Genomic DNA, 18,004 nt, shown 5'->3' with positions numbered 1-18,004 from the left:
TTAAGTAATGCGACAAAATTATTTTAAAATTGTTAACTTTGCTCTATGCGAGCAAAACGATATATTAAATTAGAGCCAAGTGAGGTCATCACAATGGAAGAAGGGTACAAAAATGCTACCCATCATCAATTCAAACAACGTTGTCATTGTCTATTGCTAAGTCATCAGGGGTATGATATGTATAGCCTAAAATCTATATTTCAAGTAAGCCACCCTACCATCACTAACTGGTTTGACAGTTGGGAAACGCATGGGATAGTAGGTTTACGCAATCAATTGGGTCAGGGTCGCAAACCTATTTTCAATGCAGCTGATGAATCATTGGTAAAAAGCAAAGTAAAATCAAGCCCTCAGACTCTGAAAAAAGTACGTCAAGAACTGAAAGAAGCATTACAGAAAGACTTCTCTCAAAGAACATTAGAGCGTTTTTTAAAAACACTTGTCGAGCCAGTTGGAAAAGAGCCAGAAAAAGTTTAAAGTCAAAGCAAAACACTTCTGAGTACGCATATAAAGAAGACTGCTTAAATGACTTACTCGAGCTCCACCAACAAAGTCATATTGACTTATTTTATGGTGATCAGGCTGGTTTTTCGCTCAATTGTGTCGTACCTTACTGCTGGCAATTTCCAGATGAACCCGTTTATATTCTGCCACAAAAAGGCAAGAATATCAATGTATTTGGGTTGATGAATGCTGATGGAAATGAACTTTACACTTTTGATGTAAAAGGTACTATTAATGCTGATTTTGTCATCAATTCAATAGAAATATTTATTGATAAAATTAGAAAACCAACAGTTTTAGTAATTGATAATGCCAGAATTCATCACGCCAAAGTTTTTCAAGAAAAGTTAGAATTGTGGCAAAACAAAGGGCTCTATATTTTCTATTTGCCTGCTTACAGTCCACATCTAAACAGAATCGAAAGGCTTTGGAGGCATACTAAATATTATTGGCTTAAGCCTAGTGATTATCAAGATTTGGAAACCCTCAAAAAAGCCCTTGACAAAATTTGGTCTAAATTTGGTTTTGACTATCAAATCGACTTTTCTAAAATTAAAATTTAAAATAATTTTGTCGTATTACTTACGTACTTTTCTATTTCAGTTAAATTTATTACTTCTCGAATTTATTTATGCAAGTGATCTGTCTTGAAGAAGTTGCTTTTTATGCCTTGATTGAACAAGTGGTTAATCGGTTAAAAGAGAAAGATACTCATGCCAAAGAAAAATGGGTATCAGATGAACAAGCGATGGACTTATTAAAAATCAAGTCAAAAACCACCTTGCAAAAGTTGCGTGACGAAGGGAAAATAAGGTTCTCGCAACCACAAAAGAAAGTAATACTCTACGATAGAAATTCTATTGAAACTTATCTTGAAAAAAATGCCCGTGAAACTTTCTAATTATGGAAGAAACTAACAAAATAGATCCTGACTACCTAAAGGGATTTAATGACGGTTATATCATAGCCCAGTATGAACCTGAACTATCAGAAAAACTCTCAAAAATTGAAGCGGTAAGCCCAAGAATTTTGGGAATGCAACAAGGTCGTGAACAGTTCATCAAAGAACAATTGAAAGAAAAATTGCCCAATTGGTTGAAAGACAAGCCGACACCGGATAGGACTAACAACCCCTCCAAAGATCAGAATAAACAGATAGACAAAGAATAGAATTTTAGTCCTTATCGGGAGAAATATCTTTATTGTTTTTAGAAAAGTCTTTTACCAGTTTTTCTTTTGGTTGCTCCTTTGAAACAGGTTTTTGAAACTTCAGTTGATAGTTGAGTTGGTAGTTCAAAGACCCGGATACCGGAATAGGTTCTTTTCCATCAGACTTTTCCAGTTCATTTGTTTTTTCGGAGATTTCAGCTTTTTGTTCTTGCAACTGTTTTTGCTGTTTTCTTTTTTGTTGAATGAGTGAAAGCGTATAATCCTGTTTGGGTGGAGTTTTCTCTGTTTGGGATACATTGGTTAAATCAGCAGGATTCTCTACAGTGGGCTTTATAGACTCTGCTTCTTTATCTTCCTGAGCCATGTTTTTATCTTCATTGAGACTTTTATTCTCATATTTTTCAGGATGAACTTTTGCATCTAAAGCAGTCATGACTTGATTGGCTAATTCAGGTTCAACTTCATGCTCTTTCAAAATTCTTTCCACTCGCCCGTATGTTTTAGCCTGGTACTCTTGTACTTTCCCTTCCAGTTCTCTTATATTTTTCTGATACCCTTGAACAACTGCTTCATGATTTGAATAGTTCGGATGAGGCGGCAAGACGTTTTTCATATCTTTCAAAGCCTGTTGCCATTCTTTCTGGTTATACTCTAACTGATTCATAGCATTTTGTAAGCCAGCTATATCCGGGGCTAATTCCTGCTCAAAACGTTCAAACGGTTCAGGGAATGAAGGTGTTATTGTATGTTTATCTGCTTTCTCCATAAAAAAATAACTTGACTTTATTTTATTATGCCAATATACTAAAAAATATTGTTATTCGGAGTGAAAGATGGATACCAAACCCAACGATTATCTAAAGCAGCATTGTCTTTCCCCATTTGAATCAGCTTTTGGGTATGTGTTTTCAGATGCTGTTTCATGGGAAGATATAGTAATCAGGGAAAAGGTTTATCCTGAACTGGAAGTGCAGACTTTATCTCTCATTGAAAAAAGATTGGGGTATATTCCCAGGCCATCCATCACGATATTGTATGAACCGGATTTGAGGCTCTACTATCATCAATACCTTTTTGGGAAAATTGATCTGCAAGGCTTGTATTACCGAACGGACGAACTGCTGAAAGTGATGCGGAAATGGGATTTGAAAGCAGACAAGCCATTATTTGACGAACCGGATATTTATAAGCGACACTACCAGCAATACATGCCTTACGTGCAAATGGCACACCGCAGGATCAATCATATCATGGGCTATGAACCACCATTGGAATATTCCTTAGCGGCTGTTATCTGGCTAAGTCAGATGATTGCTAAAGACAATCGTCCGTTAGGTGATGAAACAAGTGCGATTGATTACCGGGTCATGACCAGTATCAGGTACAGGGAAATTTTAATAAAAGAAGGAGAAGAAGCAGCCAACAATTCATCTCTGCTGGCTATGCAGTCAATCATTTAAAAAAATACAAGCCGAAAAATAAATTTTCAGTCCACTAAATAAAAAATCTATAAATGATTGTTATCTTTGATAAACAATTTTTGTGTGCATAACCCTACCTCTTTTGCGTGAATACCTTTGACTTAGATAAGCCTCTCATTGAATTTCCATCCGGTTCAAGCAACGGACATTGGACAATCCGCCATGCGGTAGAAGGTGTGCAGATTTTCGGCGGTATTGGTTCCGGGAAATCAAGTGGTTCAGGTCGTACTTTAGCTTTGAAATACCTGAAAGCCGGGTTCGGCGGTTTAGTGCTGACTGTCAAGCCAGACGAAAAAGAAGTCTGGCAGGACTATTGCCAATTAACAGGCCGTGCAAAAGACCTGCTAATCCTTGAACCCGGCGGAGCCTATCACTTCAATTTTCTGCAATATGAAGCCACGCAGGCATCCGGTCAATCCATCACGGAAAATATGGTTGAGGTCTTAAAGACCGTTATCAGAGCCGGAGAAGAAAAGAACGGCAAAAGCGATGACCCTTTCTGGGAAACCGCTTTGGATATGCTCATATTCAATGTCATTGATTTGTGCCTGTTGGCCTATGGTCAATTATCTATCCAAACACTCTATGACATTGTTCAATCCATTCCTAAAGCTGATCAGGAAAATAAGGATTCAGAGACCCTCAATGCCTATCACCGGGCTTTCCAAAAAGCGCAGTCCAAGGTCAATGAGAAGGTTGACGACTGGTATCTGCATTTATCTAAAGAATTGCAAGAGGAAATGGATGAAGCAGGAACGCTGGAAGTGGAAGTAGAAAACGCTGTACCTGAAGCTCGCTTATACAACTTTGTCAGACAATTTTTCAATGAAAACTATATCTCCCTGAGTGAAAAGACCCGCTCGATTATTGATTTCACTTTTTCAGGTTTTCTGTTTCGTCTCCTGAGAGAACCCATTTATTCACTATTCTGCCGTCATGATTCCAATATCCAGCCGGAAGACTGCTTAGACGGTAAAATCATTCTGCTGAATCTTCCGGTGAAAGTCTATCAGAAAGTGGGTAGAGACTGTCAGATTCTGTTCAAATATATATGGCAGCGGGCAATGGAAAAACGTTCCATTAGTGCCAATAACCGACCTCTATTCTTATGGGCTGACGAAGCTCAGAATTTCCTACATGAACATGATGCAGACTATCAGGCAACGGCACGGAGTAGCCGGATTTCAACGGTGTATATCTCTCAAAACCTACCGAACTATTATGCCTGTATGGGTGGGCAAAAAGCAGAGTACAGAGTTAAAAGCTTCATGGGTACATTGGGTACAAAAATCTTTCATGCCAATGCAGACATAGAAACCAATAAATATGCCTCTGAACTCATTGGGGATGCCTACTTTGTAGATGAATCTTCTACACAGACGATTGGCAAAGAGTTTTCTCATTGGAGAGGGCAATCCTTGAAACTGGAAAGGATGGTTCGACCGGAAGATTTTGTGCGGTTAAAGACAGGTGGGACATTGAATGAAGGTAAAGTAGAAGGCTATCTGCACCGTCAGGGGGATCCTGTGCATAAAGGGCTGAACCATGTGAAAATGACGTTTAAACAACAGTACCAACCTTAATATTGTCTCACGTTTAATTTTAACCACTATGAAGAAAAACCTGTATTTCCGCTCGGTTTACAAAAGTTCTCAAGCCCTGGAAGAGGCGGTATTAGGCTCAACTCTCCGTCTATTATCCTTCCCCCGTACTTTACTGGAAGTATTCATTCGAAAAAATATGGGCGAACGTTTTTTCTCAATCGGAACGGCAACTCTATTGTTAATCGTCCTGGCTGCTTTTCCCATTGTGTTTGGTCCCCAGTTGCAAGCTTTATCAGCCTTAAGTGATACGGGCAGAAATAGTTTGGGTGATTACAACTCTATGCGTGAGATGAATGCCGTAATGGAAGCAAGAAATTTTGGCGGAAGTTCAAGAGGCTTTGACTGGGGGTATTTCTTTCTGCATCACTTCACCTGGTATCTGTTTTTAGGAGCCTTCTACTATTTTGCTTTGGAGCGTTACAAGGAAATTAAGCGCCTGCCCTCGGTCTTTGACTTCGGCCGCAGTAGTGTAGATCCGGGAGAAATCCACCCCCGCTTTCAGGATTTTAAATGGAAGAACCAAAGCGTTGACATCCGGATGATTGAAACAGTTTTAGAGCCTTTATTCTTTTTTGTGATTGGAGTGATACTCATTATCCTGAAACAAATGCTGGGCTATCTGATTGTTTTAAGTAGTATTGGGTACTGGATGAATTACCGGATTGCCTATTTTCAGGGTGATCAGTTTATCATGGATACCATTGATGAAATGCTGTTTTCGCAGGAAAAGGCCAATGCGTTTATAGCAGATAAAGACCCTAAAGAAACCAATGGGGTAAGGTATTATGGAAGGAAACCTGCCGATCCTGACACCCGCAGAAAGGTCGCCGACATGTTTGAAGAAGACGATTCCATTGAGGTGGATTAATGCCTAAGCTGTCCTTAGGGAAGATGTCTGATACTTTCTGCATTCTATTGACGGCCAATTTTACAAGACAGCCCCAAGTGTTAATCACTCGCTCATTTGTTAGCTCATGTTTAATCAGCATACTAATTATCAAAATAGTTCCTGTAGTGGAGTATAAATCCGATGGTATATGATACGGATGATACAAAGCAGTTCTGCCGCCCATGCCAAAGCCTATTTCAAAGATGAACTTTCCCGGTCTGACTACTATGTCACTGATCAGGAATTACAGGGGAAAGTACAGGGTCTTTTAGCTGAACGTTTAGGCATCAAAGGACAGGTCACCAAAGACCTGTTCAATGACCTGTGCGACAATATCAATCCGGCGACCGGAAAGGCTTTAACCCCCCGAACCAAAGACGACCGGACGGTGGGCTATGATATTAATTTCCATTGCCCAAAGTCCGTCTCCATCCTGCATGTCCTCTCCAAAGACGACCATATCCTGCAAGTTTTTGAAAGAAGCGTCAGAGCGACCATGCAGGACATAGAGCGGGACAGCAAGACAAGAGTACGTACCAGAGGCCGGGATGAAGAAAGGCCGACAGGCGAGCTGCTGTGGGTCGATTTCACCCATCAGACGGCAAGACCTGTGGATGGGTCGATGCCGGACCCTCACCTGCATGCGCATTGTTTCGTCTTCAATGCGACCTGGGATGAAACCGAACAACGGATCAAGGCTTGCCAGTTCCGGGACATCAAAAGGGACATGCCCTATTATCAGGCACGTTTTCAGAAATACTTATCGGATGATTTGATCAATCTGGGATATGGGATTGAAGCCACCCGGACCTCTTTTGAAGTCAAAGGCGTACCTAAATCCATCATCGGCCTGTTCTCCAAACGCACCGATGAAATCGGTCGGATGGCGAAAGAAAAGGGCATTATCGATGCCAAAGAATTAGACGAATTAGGTGCCAGAACAAGAAGTAAAAAACAGAAAGGTCATTCGATGGAGGATCTGACCATCGAATGGCGGAGGCAGATTCATGAACAATCAGAAAAAGAAGGTAAGCAGGAAAATCCGGTTATTCGCTATGCTAAGCAAAAAGAAGAACGCCTCCTGACCCCGGAACAATGTATAGATTTTGCGGTTCAACATGGTTTTGAAAGAGCATCCGTCTTACAAGACAGACGACTGCTGGCCTCCGCCTATCGTTACAGCATAGGTCATGCAAAAGTTTCATTGGAGGGAATTACTGAAAACTTTGCACAGGATTCCCGGCTGATCCATGTGGAAGAAAAAGGGAAATTGATGACCACCACGAAAGCCGTGCTGGCAGAAGAACAAAGAATGGTGAGGCTGGCTCGTCAGGGACAAGGGAAATTACGACCCATCTATAACCAATTACCGGAACTCCAATCAAAAGGGCAGCAAAAGGCAGCCATTGAACACGTATTAAGCACAACTAACCGGGTTTCGATTATTACAGGCAAAGCCGGGACAGGAAAAACGACAACCCTGCAAGAACTCGTTCCTTTAATTGAACAGGCAGGTAAGACCATTACCATCATTGCGCCTTCAAGTGAGGCTTCCAGAGGGACACTCAGGGAGTCAGGATTTAAGCAGGCAGATACTGTCAGCCGTTTGAAACTAGACAGGGACATGCAGAATAAACTGAAAGGACAGGTATTGATTGTCGATGAAGCAGGCATGTTAGGCACCAGAGACATGACCCGCCTGCTTGAGATAGCAGACCAGCAGAATGCCCGATTGATTCTGGTAGGAGATACCCGTCAGCATGCCAGCGTTGACAGAGGGGATGCCTTACGGATTTTGAATACAGTAGCAGGCATCAAGACCGCAGAAATCAGTAAGATTTATCGGCAAAAGAATGAAATCTATAAACAAGCCGTAGAAGATTTATCTGTGGGAGATGTGGCCAGTGCTTTTGAAAAATTAGAAGACATGGGAGCCATCAAAGAGATAGACCCGAAAAAACCCTATGAAATGTTGGTGAATGATTATCTGGATACCCTAAAAAATAAAAAGACAGCTTTAGTGATTTCTCCGACCCGTCAACAGAGTGATGAAGTAACGGAAGCACTGCGGCAAAAGATGAAATCATCGGGCATGCTGGGCAAAAAAGAAAAGCAAATGGTACGTCTGCAAAACCTGAACCTGACTGAAGCACAAAAAGGCGACTGGCGCAATTTGCAGGAAGGCCAGGTAGTACAATTTAACCAGAACCTGCCCCATATCAAAAGAGGTAGTCAGTGGACGATTAGTGCATTTACAGAGAAAGGGATTCATATTCAGAACGAGGCCAAAGAAACACGCATTTTACCCACAGAAAAAAGCAAGGATTACGAAGTCTATGAAAAAAGTTTGATTCCGATAGCCCGCAAAGATATTGTTCGTGTTACCCGGAATGGCTTCGATTTGCAAAAGAAAGATTTGCTCAACGGGCAAATGTTTGAAGTGTTGAAAGTCAGTAATTCAGGCAAAATTCAACTACGAAATCTGATAAGCAAGACGGAGTATGAAATCAATCAGGACTTCGGGCATTTATCCCATGCCTATTGTATTACGTCTCATGCCTCGCAGGGAAAGAGTGTAGATCAGGTGCTGATTGCTCAACCTGCTGCCACCTTTCCGGCCACCAGTTCCAAACAGTTTTATGTGTCTGTTTCACGGGGTAAGGAAGGCGTGAAGATTTATACAGACAAGAAACAGGAATTAATGGAACATGCGGCAAAACTTGGTGATCGCCAGTCAGCCATAGAACTGATAAGCGGTAAAACTGATACAGATTTAATTCATCAGCAAATCCGGGACAAAATCAACAGGGAGATGCCTAAGACAACTCCAAAGAACCCACAGAAAGGAGACAGGAAACCAGCACCTAATAAAGACAATCCTTATGAGCCAAAATTATAAATTGCGTTTTGACCAGATGAAGGAAAATAATCCGGGTCAATCGGATTCAGAGTCACAAGAGAATGACCCTACATATTATTCTGGTGAAGGCTCGATCCGTAATTTTTGTCTGGTATGGAAAGACGGGAATATGGATGACTTCCCTTATTCGTATGTGGTGCATACCCAATTCAGGATAAGCGAGGAAAAGAATACGATGATCATTGAATTACCCTCCAAACTGATCACACTTTCCGGCTATGGTTTAACCTCCTTATTTTTAGCATTCAAAAAACAGTTGCCACAGTTCATTTATCAGGTAGATGAAAGATATGGGGAGGAGGCAGAAATGGTGGTAACAGACATACAGATAGAAGAGAAAAGTTAGGCTAGGCAGAATCAATCTGCCTAGCCTGATTTTATTACTTATTGGTTTTGGGGCTATACGGTCTCATCACATATTTTCCGCCGGGAGTTATAGGATGTTCAGGGACAATATTAAACCCTTTACCGTCTTTGTTTGCCCAAACGGCCGCAACTTTTAGCCAATTCGATTTTTCACTACCTGGAATGGGCGTAACGAGGAAAATCTGGTGTGTGGGATATTTTTTTTCAGTGGTTTCGTTTGGGTTTGTCATCAGCAAATCTCCTTTGTTTGTGGTTGATGATGGCAGCGAAAAAGGCTCGAAAAGCAGTGACAGCTCCCCGAATGACAAAAAATCGATGCTTGCCGTCTATTTTTTGTCAGGAGTCGCAGAGTGTCCACTCCAGGATTATTTTACAAAGTAAAATAAGGGATAAGCGCAGGCACAGCGTTTGAGCCAGACTGACAGCATTCAATCACCCATAAACAAAAGATAATTTGTGTACTTACCCAAAGCAACAAAACCTGAAATAGCCACTCTTCTGTTTGTTTAGACCAGTACCGGACTTTGCAGACTATGTAGATATTCAGTGGCCTTCTGGGCATAGGAAGCAGCAAAGACAATGAGTTTTTTATCGTCCTGCAATGCCTGTAACCAGGATTGGATATAAGCGGCATGTTTCTCCTCCGGCATGGGTTCAAAACCTAAATCAGCAGCCAGAAAACAGGCTCCGATTTCTGCTACCAATTCTTCTTTTGCGTAGCCCTCATCGCCCCAGACTTTTCGGCTAAAATCCCGATTCAATCGTGTTGGGTGCTTCGTCCAATGGGTGATTTCATGAGCCAACACCGCATAATAATCTTGGGCTGTTGCAAAACTTTCAATGGGAGGCATATCCACATAATCCTCACCCATATAATACGCAGCCTTATAGCCTTTGCGAATATCAGCTTTGGTTTGTGCAAAAAAAGTTTCAATGCCCTCCATTCGTTGGGGTGTATTAACCGGGACAGGTTCAGCCATTGTATAAAAATGTTCAGGCAACCCTTCAATCTGATGGGCATTGAAGACGGTGTAGGATTTCAGGAAAGGAATCTGAATGATTTGTTTTTCACCATGCTTGTCTTCTTCTTCTTTCAATAGTTGGTCTGCATAAATGATTTGTGTACCTTTTTCTCCTTTGCGGACTGATGCTTTCAAATCTACTGCCTGATTGAAGGTCATCCAATGCGGCAAGTCATAACTTTTTTCTGCTGCCGTTGACCATAAAACAACGGTATTAATGCCTGTATAGGGGATATTATTCCAGCGCAAAGGACGCTGGACATTTTCAGACAAGTGCGCACTATTCCAGGGCTTTCGCCAGGTCAGTTCGCCTTTTTCAAGGTCGGCCAGAATTTTATTGGTGATGCGGGTATAAATGTCATCGGTTTGGTTCATTGAGAAATCCTGTGGAAACAGATTGGCATGGATCGGAGATTGATTGATTAAAACAATCGCAGTTGAATTCCGGGTGAAGGCGTTTTTTCTGTAACAGATGAGAGAGCGGCGTTAAGATCAGAGATGCTTTCTTTTTCCAATTCATCTGTAGTTCTATTGGAAATCATTTCATTGAGTGTCAAAGAGCTGGCTTTTCGTTTAAGCTTTTGATCCCAGAAACCAAGCGTGTGTGCTGGTGTGTACCAATAGCTGAATTCTTCCAGGGAAAGGCTATTGCCATGTACTACTACTGCCGGAATATGGAGCAAGGAGAACTGGACATAGGCGGCATGCACACAGGTAGCATCTAAATCAACAGCCGTTACATGAATGGTTTGCTGATAATTAATTCCGTTGTCTTTTAATTCCTTGGCTGCGGCAATAATCATGGCTCCTGTGCCACAGGCAGGTTCTGAAACAGTAATGAAACCATATTGATTGATGATGTTCTGTTGACTATCACCCACAATCATTTTTGCCATCATCCGACAAATAGGGAATGGAGTAAAGAACTGTCCTTTGCGTTCATTGTGCAATTCAAGCGCATGGAAAACCTCGCCTAATACATCCTGTGGTACTTCTTCCAGATGATTGACAAGCATACCTAAGAGTTTGGGAAACTCATGGAGTTCTTCCGGTTTGTAGTGTTTGACGATCTCCAGATAGCGTTTTTCTCTTGGTTCATATTGGGTTTTATCAGTAGCATTACTCAAGGTAATGGCTGACATTTCCACAAAGTCTGCAAACACCTTATTTGTACTGTGGCGATAGGAGAGTTGATGGATCAGTTTAACCATGTCTTGCATGAGATTCCCTTTCTGGGTGGTGGATAATGGCAGCGAAAAAGGCGCAAAGAACGGTGATAGCTCCCCGACTGCCAAGCATTGGCATGAGTCGCCTCGGAGAGCTTTTTTACCCAGTAAAAAAGAGGGATAAGCGTCATCACCGCTCTTTGAGCCAAGCTGACAGCATCAAACCACCACCCATGAAGGATTAATGCGATTAAATAAGCTCTGCTGTTTGCATTTCAGAACGGTATTGATGAAATTGGAGGACTTTTTTAGTCACAGCAAAAGTTGTTTTGGGTTCATCGGGGGACTGTTTTGTTCCCCTTTGCCTTTTTAAAAGAGATAACATATCTAAGTGGTTGGTCATACGTGTGGGTCTTTGAAAAGATAAGGCAGTTTTGAAATCATATCAGCAAAACCCATTTCACCTGCTTGTTGCTGAACAAACTCAAAACTTGTCCCGAATAAATCACCTTGATAGGTTTGCAGTTTGTCTTTGATAATTTCTATGTAATCAGGACTGATTTCATAGGAGATAGAATTTCTGCCGTTGTTCTTCGCAGCCAAGGCAGTTGTGCCACTGCCACCGAAAGGATCAAGCACCGTTTCCCCGACAAAGCTGAACATGCGGATTAATCTGCGGGGGAGTTCCTGAGGGAACATAGCTATATGTCCCTTATTTTGGAGCGTTCCCGGAAAATTCCAATGTCCTGCAAAGTATTTTTGCCATTCCTTCAGAGTCATTTTTGAAAACTCTTTTTGTAATGGGGTAGGTTGAGGGCTATTCCCTGATTTTCTGAATACAAGAATATATTCATAGTCCATCTGAATGACCCCATTTCTGGGAAAGGGATAAGAACCTAAAAAGACACCTTTGTCATTGCCGATTTTCTGCCAGATAATGGCTCCCATATAATCAAAGCTGATAATCTCACAGAACTTGATGATTTCAGAATGAATGGCCATGAGTTTGTTACGGCCATAATGGGTTTTAACAGCAATGGTATCAGCAATATTGATACACAGCCTACAACCATCCATCAAAGTACGATGGCATTCCTGCCATACTAAATTCAGGTGGTTGATATAGTTTTCAAAACTCTGATAAAAGCCAATCTGTTGTATAGTCCCATAATCTTTGATATTCCAGTAAGGAGGTGAAGTAACAATTAAATGAACAGAGCTATCAGCTAACTCACTCATCTTTCGGCAATCACCCTGAATAATTTTGTGAAAAGTCTGCAAGGCCTCTGTCCTTTGGTGGGAAAGATTCAATAAAAAAGTGCAAATGATTGATTGCTATTTGGGCATCAGACCATTGTCAGCGAAGGAGTAATAACTTTGCGGAGAAACAATGAGATGGTCGAAGATGGCAATATCTAAAATCTTACCTCCTTCACAGATTTTTTCAGTCAGTTTTTTGTCATTTTCACTGGGTATCAGACTGCCTGATGGATGGTTATGAGAGAGAATTATTCCACTGGCTTTAGCCTTCAATGCCGCAGAAAACAGGAGTCTTGTATCGACAATACAGCTATTGATGCTACCGGAAGCTATATCGACCAGTCCCAGACAATTACTTCTGTTGTCGAGCAACAGGATTTTAAACTGTTCCAGAAGTTCAAACTTATTCTGATCCCATGCCAATCTGAGCACATCATAAGCAACGGAGGGTGAATTTATATGAACTCTGTCTTTATAAGGAACTTTGTATTTGTAATGAATCCCGATTTCTGAAACCCGGTATAAGGATTTGAGTTGTGCGTAGTTCATGGTACTTCCCTATGATTTATTCTGCGATTGTTGTTGATACCATTTACTAAGGTCTTTATAGGAAGCATAAAGCATATTCATAGGCTTGTGCTTTGATTCCTCCTCTGCACTGACAAGATTCTGGATATATGCTTTCGCTTGTTGTCCGGTTTGATCATTGCTCATCCAGGAATAAACCTGTTTATAACCATAGTTGCAGATATATGGATTGATTTGTTCCAGACAGGTTGTGGCATGTAAAATGATGGTGTCAGCCAGCAGTTTCTTCCCACCCAGTTTGCTTAGGAAAGACAGGAAATCCAGGCTGTCTTTAAAGAGATGGATACTTTCGGGCTTAGGCATTGTCCCACGGATAAAGGAAATGGCTTGCGAACCAATGGTTCCTCTGAAAAAGGGATTGATTAGTTCAAAGCCCTCCTCTTCATTCCGAAAGCCAAGTGTTTTGAGTTTTTCCTGTGTTTGTTTATTATACACACAGACTTCATGAAAGTAGTATTGTGCTATTTCGCAGGAGATGCCTAATGTTTTCAGGAAGTCAAATAACCCTTTGCTTTGAATGCTTTTTCGTTTACTTTTCATGACTAATGCTGAACCTGGATAATGCTTCACGGCCGGGAAAACTAAAACCGGATTGACAAAATTTTGGGGTAAATGTTTGGTTTCCTGTGAAGAGGATTGGAAAATTCTTTCAATGTCAGTCATAGCGGTAAGTTCCGCCTTTGGTTTAACCATTGCGTTCTCCTGTTGAGTAGGGATGGGATTGAATGAAAAATTAATCAGTGATTATTCAGGACTTACGAATCCGAAGTCGTGCCAGATTAAAGGCCAACAGATCATAAGGCCGATAACGGACAGCCCTGCCGATTTTGATATAAACCAATTCTTTTGTTCCGGTACTATTCCAGACCTCTAAAGTGCCTAAGGTAGAATTAACCTCATGGGCTGCTCTTTTGCGGTTAAGCAGTGGTTGGCAGAGATGCGGATTTTCCAAAGATTGAGAAGCATGTTTGGTAATAAAAGCATTTAAATCCGAGAGACGGTAATAAATGATTTTACCTTTTTTTTGGTAGGGTAAATGATGACGTTTGCCGGAACGCCAGGCCGCTAAAGTGCAGGCTGAAAAGCAAAGATACTGAGCGGCCATTTCGGTATTTAAAAGAATCCGGGAAAGGGGATATTTTTCTATTGCTTTTGCCAGTTCGTATTCGAGTGATGAATCAGCTAAGTCAGGATTAAAAAGGAAGGGCTTTGTATTGGCAGTAGGATTTTTCGACATTTCTTTTCCTTTTATCCCGGAACAAATTCGTGAAGCAAAAACTTCGGACATCTGGGTAAAGGATTCGTGTACTTGCTGTCAAACAACTCATCAGTTCATTAAACACAAACCAATAATGCTTTTGAAAAAGACGATATTATCTTTCGATTTCCTGACTTGAAAAGAACACATACGATAGCATGGTTGCCTGAACTATCTATGTTGAATTTCTTTATTGCTATGGAACTTAATGATTTTGATTTTTTATTTCTTTTTGAAAAAAGTATTCATACTGCACTACTAATGTTTTCGACTACAAATCGGAGCCATATCTAATCAGGGAGCATTGAGTTGACAGATACCAAACATTTCAGTCAGGAATCTTTTGGGTATATGCGTTTAAGTCAGATTCTGAAGTTGATACCAGTAAGTAAAGCAACCTGGTGGAATGGTTGCAAAACCGGACAATTCCCTAAACCCTATAAATTAGGCCCACGTATCACGGCCTGGAAAACCAGTGATATTTACCAATGTCTGCAACAATTTCAACTTTCTCGTGAAAATAAATCCGGTTGATTCACACTCATTATTTTTTCTTTTGCCCAATAGCCAATAAATATTGCCCTAATTTTTCAAAGGCTTCTTTCTGTTCCTGAATCAATGATGCACGTTGATAGGTTTCAATGATTTTATCTTCAATTTTTTGATTGAGACATTTCTTGACAATGTGGGGCATAATCCCCAATTCCTGCATAATAGTTCCGGCAGTACGTCTGAGATCATGAATGACCCAACGACCTTTCGGTAGTATCAATGCCTGAGGGTTATGCACCCTGTTTTTTTCAGAGGATTCCTGTTGCCTATCGGTAACCTGTTTGGTCAATACCTGACGGGTGATCGGTCCATCTGATTTGCGATTAGGCACAAGGTATTGGGTTGTTCTTGTTTTTTTCAGCATGATTAACTGTTTCAAAGCAAACCTTGACAGATAGACTTCATGTTTCAAAGTATTCTTGGCATGTTCAGCAGGAATGACAAACATTCTTCTGGATATATCAAAATGTTCCCATTTGGCACGCAAAACTTCATTGACCCGACATCCTGTAGATAGTAGAAACCAAATTAAGGCTTCATATTCGGTTCTTAAACCTGATTGAGGCAATAACTCTTTTAATAGAATTAGTTCTTGTTCCTCTAAATACCTTTTACGTGATTTTTCTTTGCCACCCACTCGTTCTTTAGTCAAACGTCTGGTTGGATCAAGGTTGATTAATTCTTCATCCTCTGCATAGCCAAAGAACTGTTTGAGATTGGCAAGTAGACGGTTCGCCATACTTTTGGCTTTACGTTTGGTCAGACGTTCTAAAATACTTCTAATCTCTTGTCTGGTTACTTCATTGACAGGAGTATCACCGATAATAGGAAAGACATCTTTCGCAAATGCACGTTTGATTTCTTTGCCTTTGTCTTTTCGGTTCTGCAATTCGTTTTGTTTCCATGCTTCAAACACGTTCCTGACAGTATGACTTTGTTGCCTTTTTCTTTCCGCTAATTCCTTTGTTTCCTTTTGGAGTTGTTTATTTGCTTCAATTAAAGGATCAAGGCCAGATTCAAGCAACGAACGTTTTTGAGAAGCTAACAATCTTGCTTGTTTAAGGTTAGTATCTGAATAAGAACCAATTGTCTGTTTGTGTCTTTGATTAGTAATAGGAGAGGTATAGCGAAAAACCCATTCTTTTGTTCCATTGGAACGAACTCTTAAATATAAACCTCCTCCATCATTATACATTTGGTCATTTGTTGAATGGGTCAGGCGTTCGGTATATAGAGCAGATAAGAGGTGCAATTTGTTTTTAGGCATTATGTCTCCTTTTTTGGGTACCATCCTGGGTACCAATAAGACTTCAATCTGTCTGAATCTTATTAAACTACATTAGAGAGGAAATGCAGTAAAATCAAGTATTTTTAAACATGAACTAAACACTATTTTACCATACTAATTGATAGATTCCATTTTTGACATGGAAGAGGTCACAAGTTCAATCCTTGTTACGCCCACCAATTTTTTCAATGAGTTATATAATGTGATAGTTTAACATATTCTGAAAAGCTTTTTGTTGGGTACCATTTTGGGTACCAATTATTTTATTAGAATGTGGTCTTACAGCTCGTATAAGTCTGTTGTAGCGGGTAATGTTAAGTTTTATAAGAAAAAAGTAAGAATTTTTATAGGGCTAAGGTTGATGTCTGAAAAGTCTTTGATAAGGGTATCAGGTAAAATCTGTTTCAAAATCGATTAAAAAGAAATATTTTTGTTTCGTATAGGAGGGGCGTACTTTCTGCTTGATTACATATTACTATGAAAATTTTCTTTGATACTGAATTTACGGGCTTGCACCAGCAGACTACGCTGATTTCGATTGCGTTGGTGAGTGAAGATAATGATGTGTTTTATGCAGAACTGACAGATTATGCTACTACTCAGCTTAATGACTGGATAGAGGCAAATGTAATGAGGCATTTGTTTTTGGTGGCAGATATTTATGAAGACAACCGAACATTTATAAAAGGAGATAGCTCTAAAGTAAGAACTGCTTTAACCACATGGTTAGCCAGATTTGAGGATACCGAAATATGGGCTGATGTGTTGGCCTATGACTGGGTTTTGTTTTGTAATCTTTTTGGTGATGCTTTTGGCATACCCGGCAATATTTTTTTTATTCCATTTGATTTGTCGACAGCATTTAAGATAAGAGGTGTTAAGCCTGATATTAGTCGTGAGGCGTTTGTGAGTGATTTTTCTACTTCGAGTATTAATTTCCCTCTTAGCAAGCATAATGCCCTTTATGATGCTTTGCTGGTGAAGGCTTGCCACAAAAAACTATTCTCTTCTTTTAAACCTTAGTCTTGTTTTTCATAATATATGTTAACCGAGGCACTTTCTTTGTTAAGCAAATAATTGTTACTTCAATTCTATCTACTCTGAATGATGTATTTCTACATCTTCATAAGAATGGCAAGGTTTGGGAAGTAGTCTCAATTCTATCTACTCTGAATGATGTATTTCTACAGTGTGGGAGCTGGTGCTGGTGTTCATTATACTGTCTCAATTCTATCTACTCTGAATGATGTATTTCTACATTAAAGAATTCGCTAAAGAGTTCCTTTTCGTAGGAATGTCTCAATTCTATCTACTCTGAATGATGTATTTCTACTTCAGACCATTACGATAGTCATAGCATTAGGTGTAATAGACAAGACTTAATCTGACAGAAGGGTGCTAAAATTAACTGTCAGATAGCATATTAATAGCATTCCAGTTAAACTCTGGATTAGATGACTGAACTGGCACTTCAGTCATTTTTTTATTGTCTTCTAAGATGTTTATTTTAAAGACCTCTTCCAAGAGCTTGTCTTTAGCTAACTGTAAACTATCCATAAAAGTTTGCATTGGTGTTTTACCATAGCAATATTTACCAGTATGAGTTCTCTGAGTATTATAATGATTCAGCCACGAATCTAAGTCTTTTTGTAGTTCTGATAAAGAATGATACAGTTTTTTACGAAAGGCAACCGCATAAAATTCATCCTGAATAGTACGATGGAAACGCTCGCATATACCATTAGTTTGAGGACTTTTGGCCTTAGTTTTAGTATGGTCAATATCTTCTATAGCCAAATATAATTGATATTCGTGTTGCTCCCTATTACCACAATATTCTGTACCCCTATCAGTTAAAACTCTTAGTAGACGAATCTGATTTTGCTCATGAAAAGGAATAACCTTATCATTGAGCATATCAGCGGCTACTAAAGCG

At 40.1% G+C, this 18,004-nt stretch carries 22 protein-coding genes and 1 pseudogene; 12 read left to right on the top strand and 11 right to left on the bottom strand.

Annotation, left to right across the window (positions count from 1 at the left end; genetic code table 11):
- The first annotated feature begins 45 nt into the window (after positions 1-45).
- The 4 genes from EWM59_RS28485 to EWM59_RS25995 all read left to right on the top strand — a co-directional run bounded on the left by EWM59_RS28485 (position 46) and on the right by EWM59_RS25995 (position 1,674).
- A complete protein-coding gene (locus tag EWM59_RS28485; protein WP_130021386.1) occupies positions 46-477 on the top strand; it encodes a helix-turn-helix domain-containing protein in 432 nt (143 codons plus the stop codon).
- Entirely contained in the window at positions 390-1,067 is a 678-nt protein-coding gene (locus EWM59_RS26005) for an IS630 family transposase (protein ID WP_310587833.1), read from the top strand. Before EWM59_RS28485 ends, EWM59_RS26005 begins: the two co-directional genes overlap by 88 nt.
- Before the next feature lie 68 nt (positions 1,068-1,135).
- Positions 1,136-1,405 (top strand): helix-turn-helix domain-containing protein, encoded by a 270-nt coding sequence (locus tag EWM59_RS26000; RefSeq protein WP_130024146.1) that lies wholly within the window; start codon positions 1,136-1,138, stop codon positions 1,403-1,405.
- Positions 1,406-1,407: 2 nt separating this feature from the next.
- The gene (locus EWM59_RS25995) at positions 1,408-1,674 is read left to right on the top strand and encodes a hypothetical protein (protein WP_130024145.1); all 267 of its coding nucleotides are present in this window, start codon (positions 1,408-1,410) and stop codon (positions 1,672-1,674) included.
- 4 nt (positions 1,675-1,678) lie between these two features.
- On the opposite strand, the gene EWM59_RS25990 is transcribed toward EWM59_RS25995, so the two are convergent.
- Entirely contained in the window at positions 1,679-2,440 is a 762-nt protein-coding gene (locus EWM59_RS25990) for a hypothetical protein (RefSeq protein ID WP_130024144.1), read from the bottom strand.
- A 67-nt stretch (positions 2,441-2,507) separates the two neighbouring features.
- Here EWM59_RS25990 and EWM59_RS25985 point away from each other — a divergent pair, with 67 nt between their 5' ends.
- From EWM59_RS25985 to EWM59_RS25965, 5 genes are all read left to right on the top strand, one after another.
- Entirely contained in the window at positions 2,508-3,134 is a 627-nt protein-coding gene (locus EWM59_RS25985; RefSeq protein WP_130024143.1) for a hypothetical protein, read from the top strand.
- A 107-nt stretch (positions 3,135-3,241) separates the two neighbouring features.
- Positions 3,242-4,738, top strand: a complete 1,497-nt coding sequence (locus tag EWM59_RS25980) for a type IV secretory system conjugative DNA transfer family protein (RefSeq protein ID WP_130024142.1) — start codon at positions 3,242-3,244, stop codon at positions 4,736-4,738.
- Positions 4,739-4,766: 28 nt separating this feature from the next.
- Positions 4,767-5,627: a hypothetical protein gene (locus EWM59_RS25975; protein ID WP_130024141.1), complete on the top strand. Its 861-nt coding sequence runs from the start codon at positions 4,767-4,769 to the stop codon at positions 5,625-5,627.
- Between the two features lie 169 nt (positions 5,628-5,796).
- Positions 5,797-8,547, top strand: a complete 2,751-nt coding sequence (mobF, locus tag EWM59_RS25970) for a MobF family relaxase (RefSeq protein WP_229239436.1) — start codon at positions 5,797-5,799, stop codon at positions 8,545-8,547.
- Entirely contained in the window at positions 8,531-8,914 is a 384-nt protein-coding gene (locus EWM59_RS25965) for a hypothetical protein (RefSeq protein ID WP_130024140.1), read from the top strand. The genes mobF and EWM59_RS25965 overlap by 17 nt, the downstream gene beginning before the upstream one ends.
- A 34-nt stretch (positions 8,915-8,948) precedes the next feature.
- On the opposite strand, the gene EWM59_RS25960 is transcribed toward EWM59_RS25965, so the two are convergent.
- From EWM59_RS25960 to EWM59_RS25950, 3 genes are all read right to left on the bottom strand, one after another.
- On the bottom strand, positions 8,949-9,164 hold the full coding sequence (locus EWM59_RS25960) for a hypothetical protein (RefSeq protein ID WP_130024139.1): 216 nt from the start codon (positions 9,162-9,164) through the stop codon (positions 8,949-8,951).
- Between the two features lie 276 nt (positions 9,165-9,440).
- Complete coding sequence (locus EWM59_RS25955) at positions 9,441-10,331, bottom strand: ArdC family protein (RefSeq protein WP_130024138.1); 891 nt, start codon at positions 10,329-10,331, stop codon at positions 9,441-9,443.
- Between the two features lie 47 nt (positions 10,332-10,378).
- Positions 10,379-11,167: an N-6 DNA methylase gene (locus tag EWM59_RS25950; RefSeq protein ID WP_165372306.1), complete on the bottom strand. Its 789-nt coding sequence runs from the start codon at positions 11,165-11,167 to the stop codon at positions 10,379-10,381.
- Between the two features lie 7 nt (positions 11,168-11,174).
- Between EWM59_RS25950 and EWM59_RS28635 the strand changes: the two genes are divergently transcribed.
- Positions 11,175-11,306, top strand: coding sequence for a hypothetical protein (locus EWM59_RS28635; protein ID WP_262709318.1), 132 nt, complete (start codon positions 11,175-11,177; stop codon positions 11,304-11,306).
- Between the two features lie 66 nt (positions 11,307-11,372).
- On the opposite strand, the gene EWM59_RS27890 is transcribed toward EWM59_RS28635, so the two are convergent.
- The 5 genes from EWM59_RS27890 to EWM59_RS28480 all read right to left on the bottom strand — a co-directional run bounded on the left by EWM59_RS27890 (position 11,373) and on the right by EWM59_RS28480 (position 14,258).
- Positions 11,373-11,525: a hypothetical protein gene (locus EWM59_RS27890; RefSeq protein WP_165372305.1), complete on the bottom strand. Its 153-nt coding sequence runs from the start codon at positions 11,523-11,525 to the stop codon at positions 11,373-11,375.
- A complete protein-coding gene (locus EWM59_RS25945) occupies positions 11,522-12,361 on the bottom strand; it encodes a DNA-methyltransferase (protein ID WP_130024149.1) in 840 nt (279 codons plus the stop codon). The genes EWM59_RS27890 and EWM59_RS25945 overlap by 4 nt, the downstream gene beginning before the upstream one ends.
- 96 nt (positions 12,362-12,457) lie before the next feature.
- Positions 12,458-12,931 carry a JAB domain-containing protein gene (locus tag EWM59_RS25940; protein ID WP_130024136.1) on the bottom strand — a complete coding sequence of 158 codons (474 nt, stop codon included), beginning with the start codon at positions 12,929-12,931 and terminating at the stop codon, positions 12,458-12,460.
- Between the two features lie 9 nt (positions 12,932-12,940).
- Positions 12,941-13,663, bottom strand: coding sequence for a DUF8464 domain-containing protein (locus EWM59_RS25935; protein WP_130024135.1), 723 nt, complete (start codon positions 13,661-13,663; stop codon positions 12,941-12,943).
- A gap of 55 nt (positions 13,664-13,718) precedes the next feature.
- Positions 13,719-14,258, bottom strand: a complete 540-nt coding sequence (locus EWM59_RS28480; protein ID WP_229239435.1) for a helix-turn-helix domain-containing protein — start codon at positions 14,256-14,258, stop codon at positions 13,719-13,721.
- 279 nt (positions 14,259-14,537) lie between these two features.
- On the opposite strand from EWM59_RS28480, the gene EWM59_RS25920 reads away from it, so the two are divergent.
- Positions 14,538-14,762: a helix-turn-helix transcriptional regulator gene (locus EWM59_RS25920; RefSeq protein WP_229239434.1), complete on the top strand. Its 225-nt coding sequence runs from the start codon at positions 14,538-14,540 to the stop codon at positions 14,760-14,762.
- Positions 14,763-14,772: 10 nt separating this feature from the next.
- On the opposite strand, the gene EWM59_RS25915 is transcribed toward EWM59_RS25920, so the two are convergent.
- A complete protein-coding gene (locus EWM59_RS25915) occupies positions 14,773-16,047 on the bottom strand; it encodes a tyrosine-type recombinase/integrase (RefSeq protein WP_165372304.1) in 1,275 nt (424 codons plus the stop codon).
- A 498-nt stretch (positions 16,048-16,545) separates the two neighbouring features.
- Between EWM59_RS25915 and EWM59_RS25910 the strand changes: the two genes are divergently transcribed.
- On the top strand, positions 16,546-17,091 hold the full coding sequence (locus tag EWM59_RS25910) for a 3'-5' exoribonuclease domain-containing protein (protein ID WP_130024133.1): 546 nt from the start codon (positions 16,546-16,548) through the stop codon (positions 17,089-17,091).
- 489 nt (positions 17,092-17,580) lie between these two features.
- Here the strand turns inward: EWM59_RS25910 and EWM59_RS25905 are convergent.
- Positions 17,581-18,004 (bottom strand): annotated as a pseudogene (locus tag EWM59_RS25905) (integrase core domain-containing protein); the annotation flags it as partial.

The sequence above is a fragment of the Emticicia agri genome (assembly GCF_004168285.1).
GTDB lineage: Bacteria > Bacteroidota > Bacteroidia > Cytophagales > Spirosomataceae > Emticicia > Emticicia agri.
Note: the sequence above shows the minus strand (reverse complement) of the source record. Positions and strands in the feature narration are given on the sequence as shown.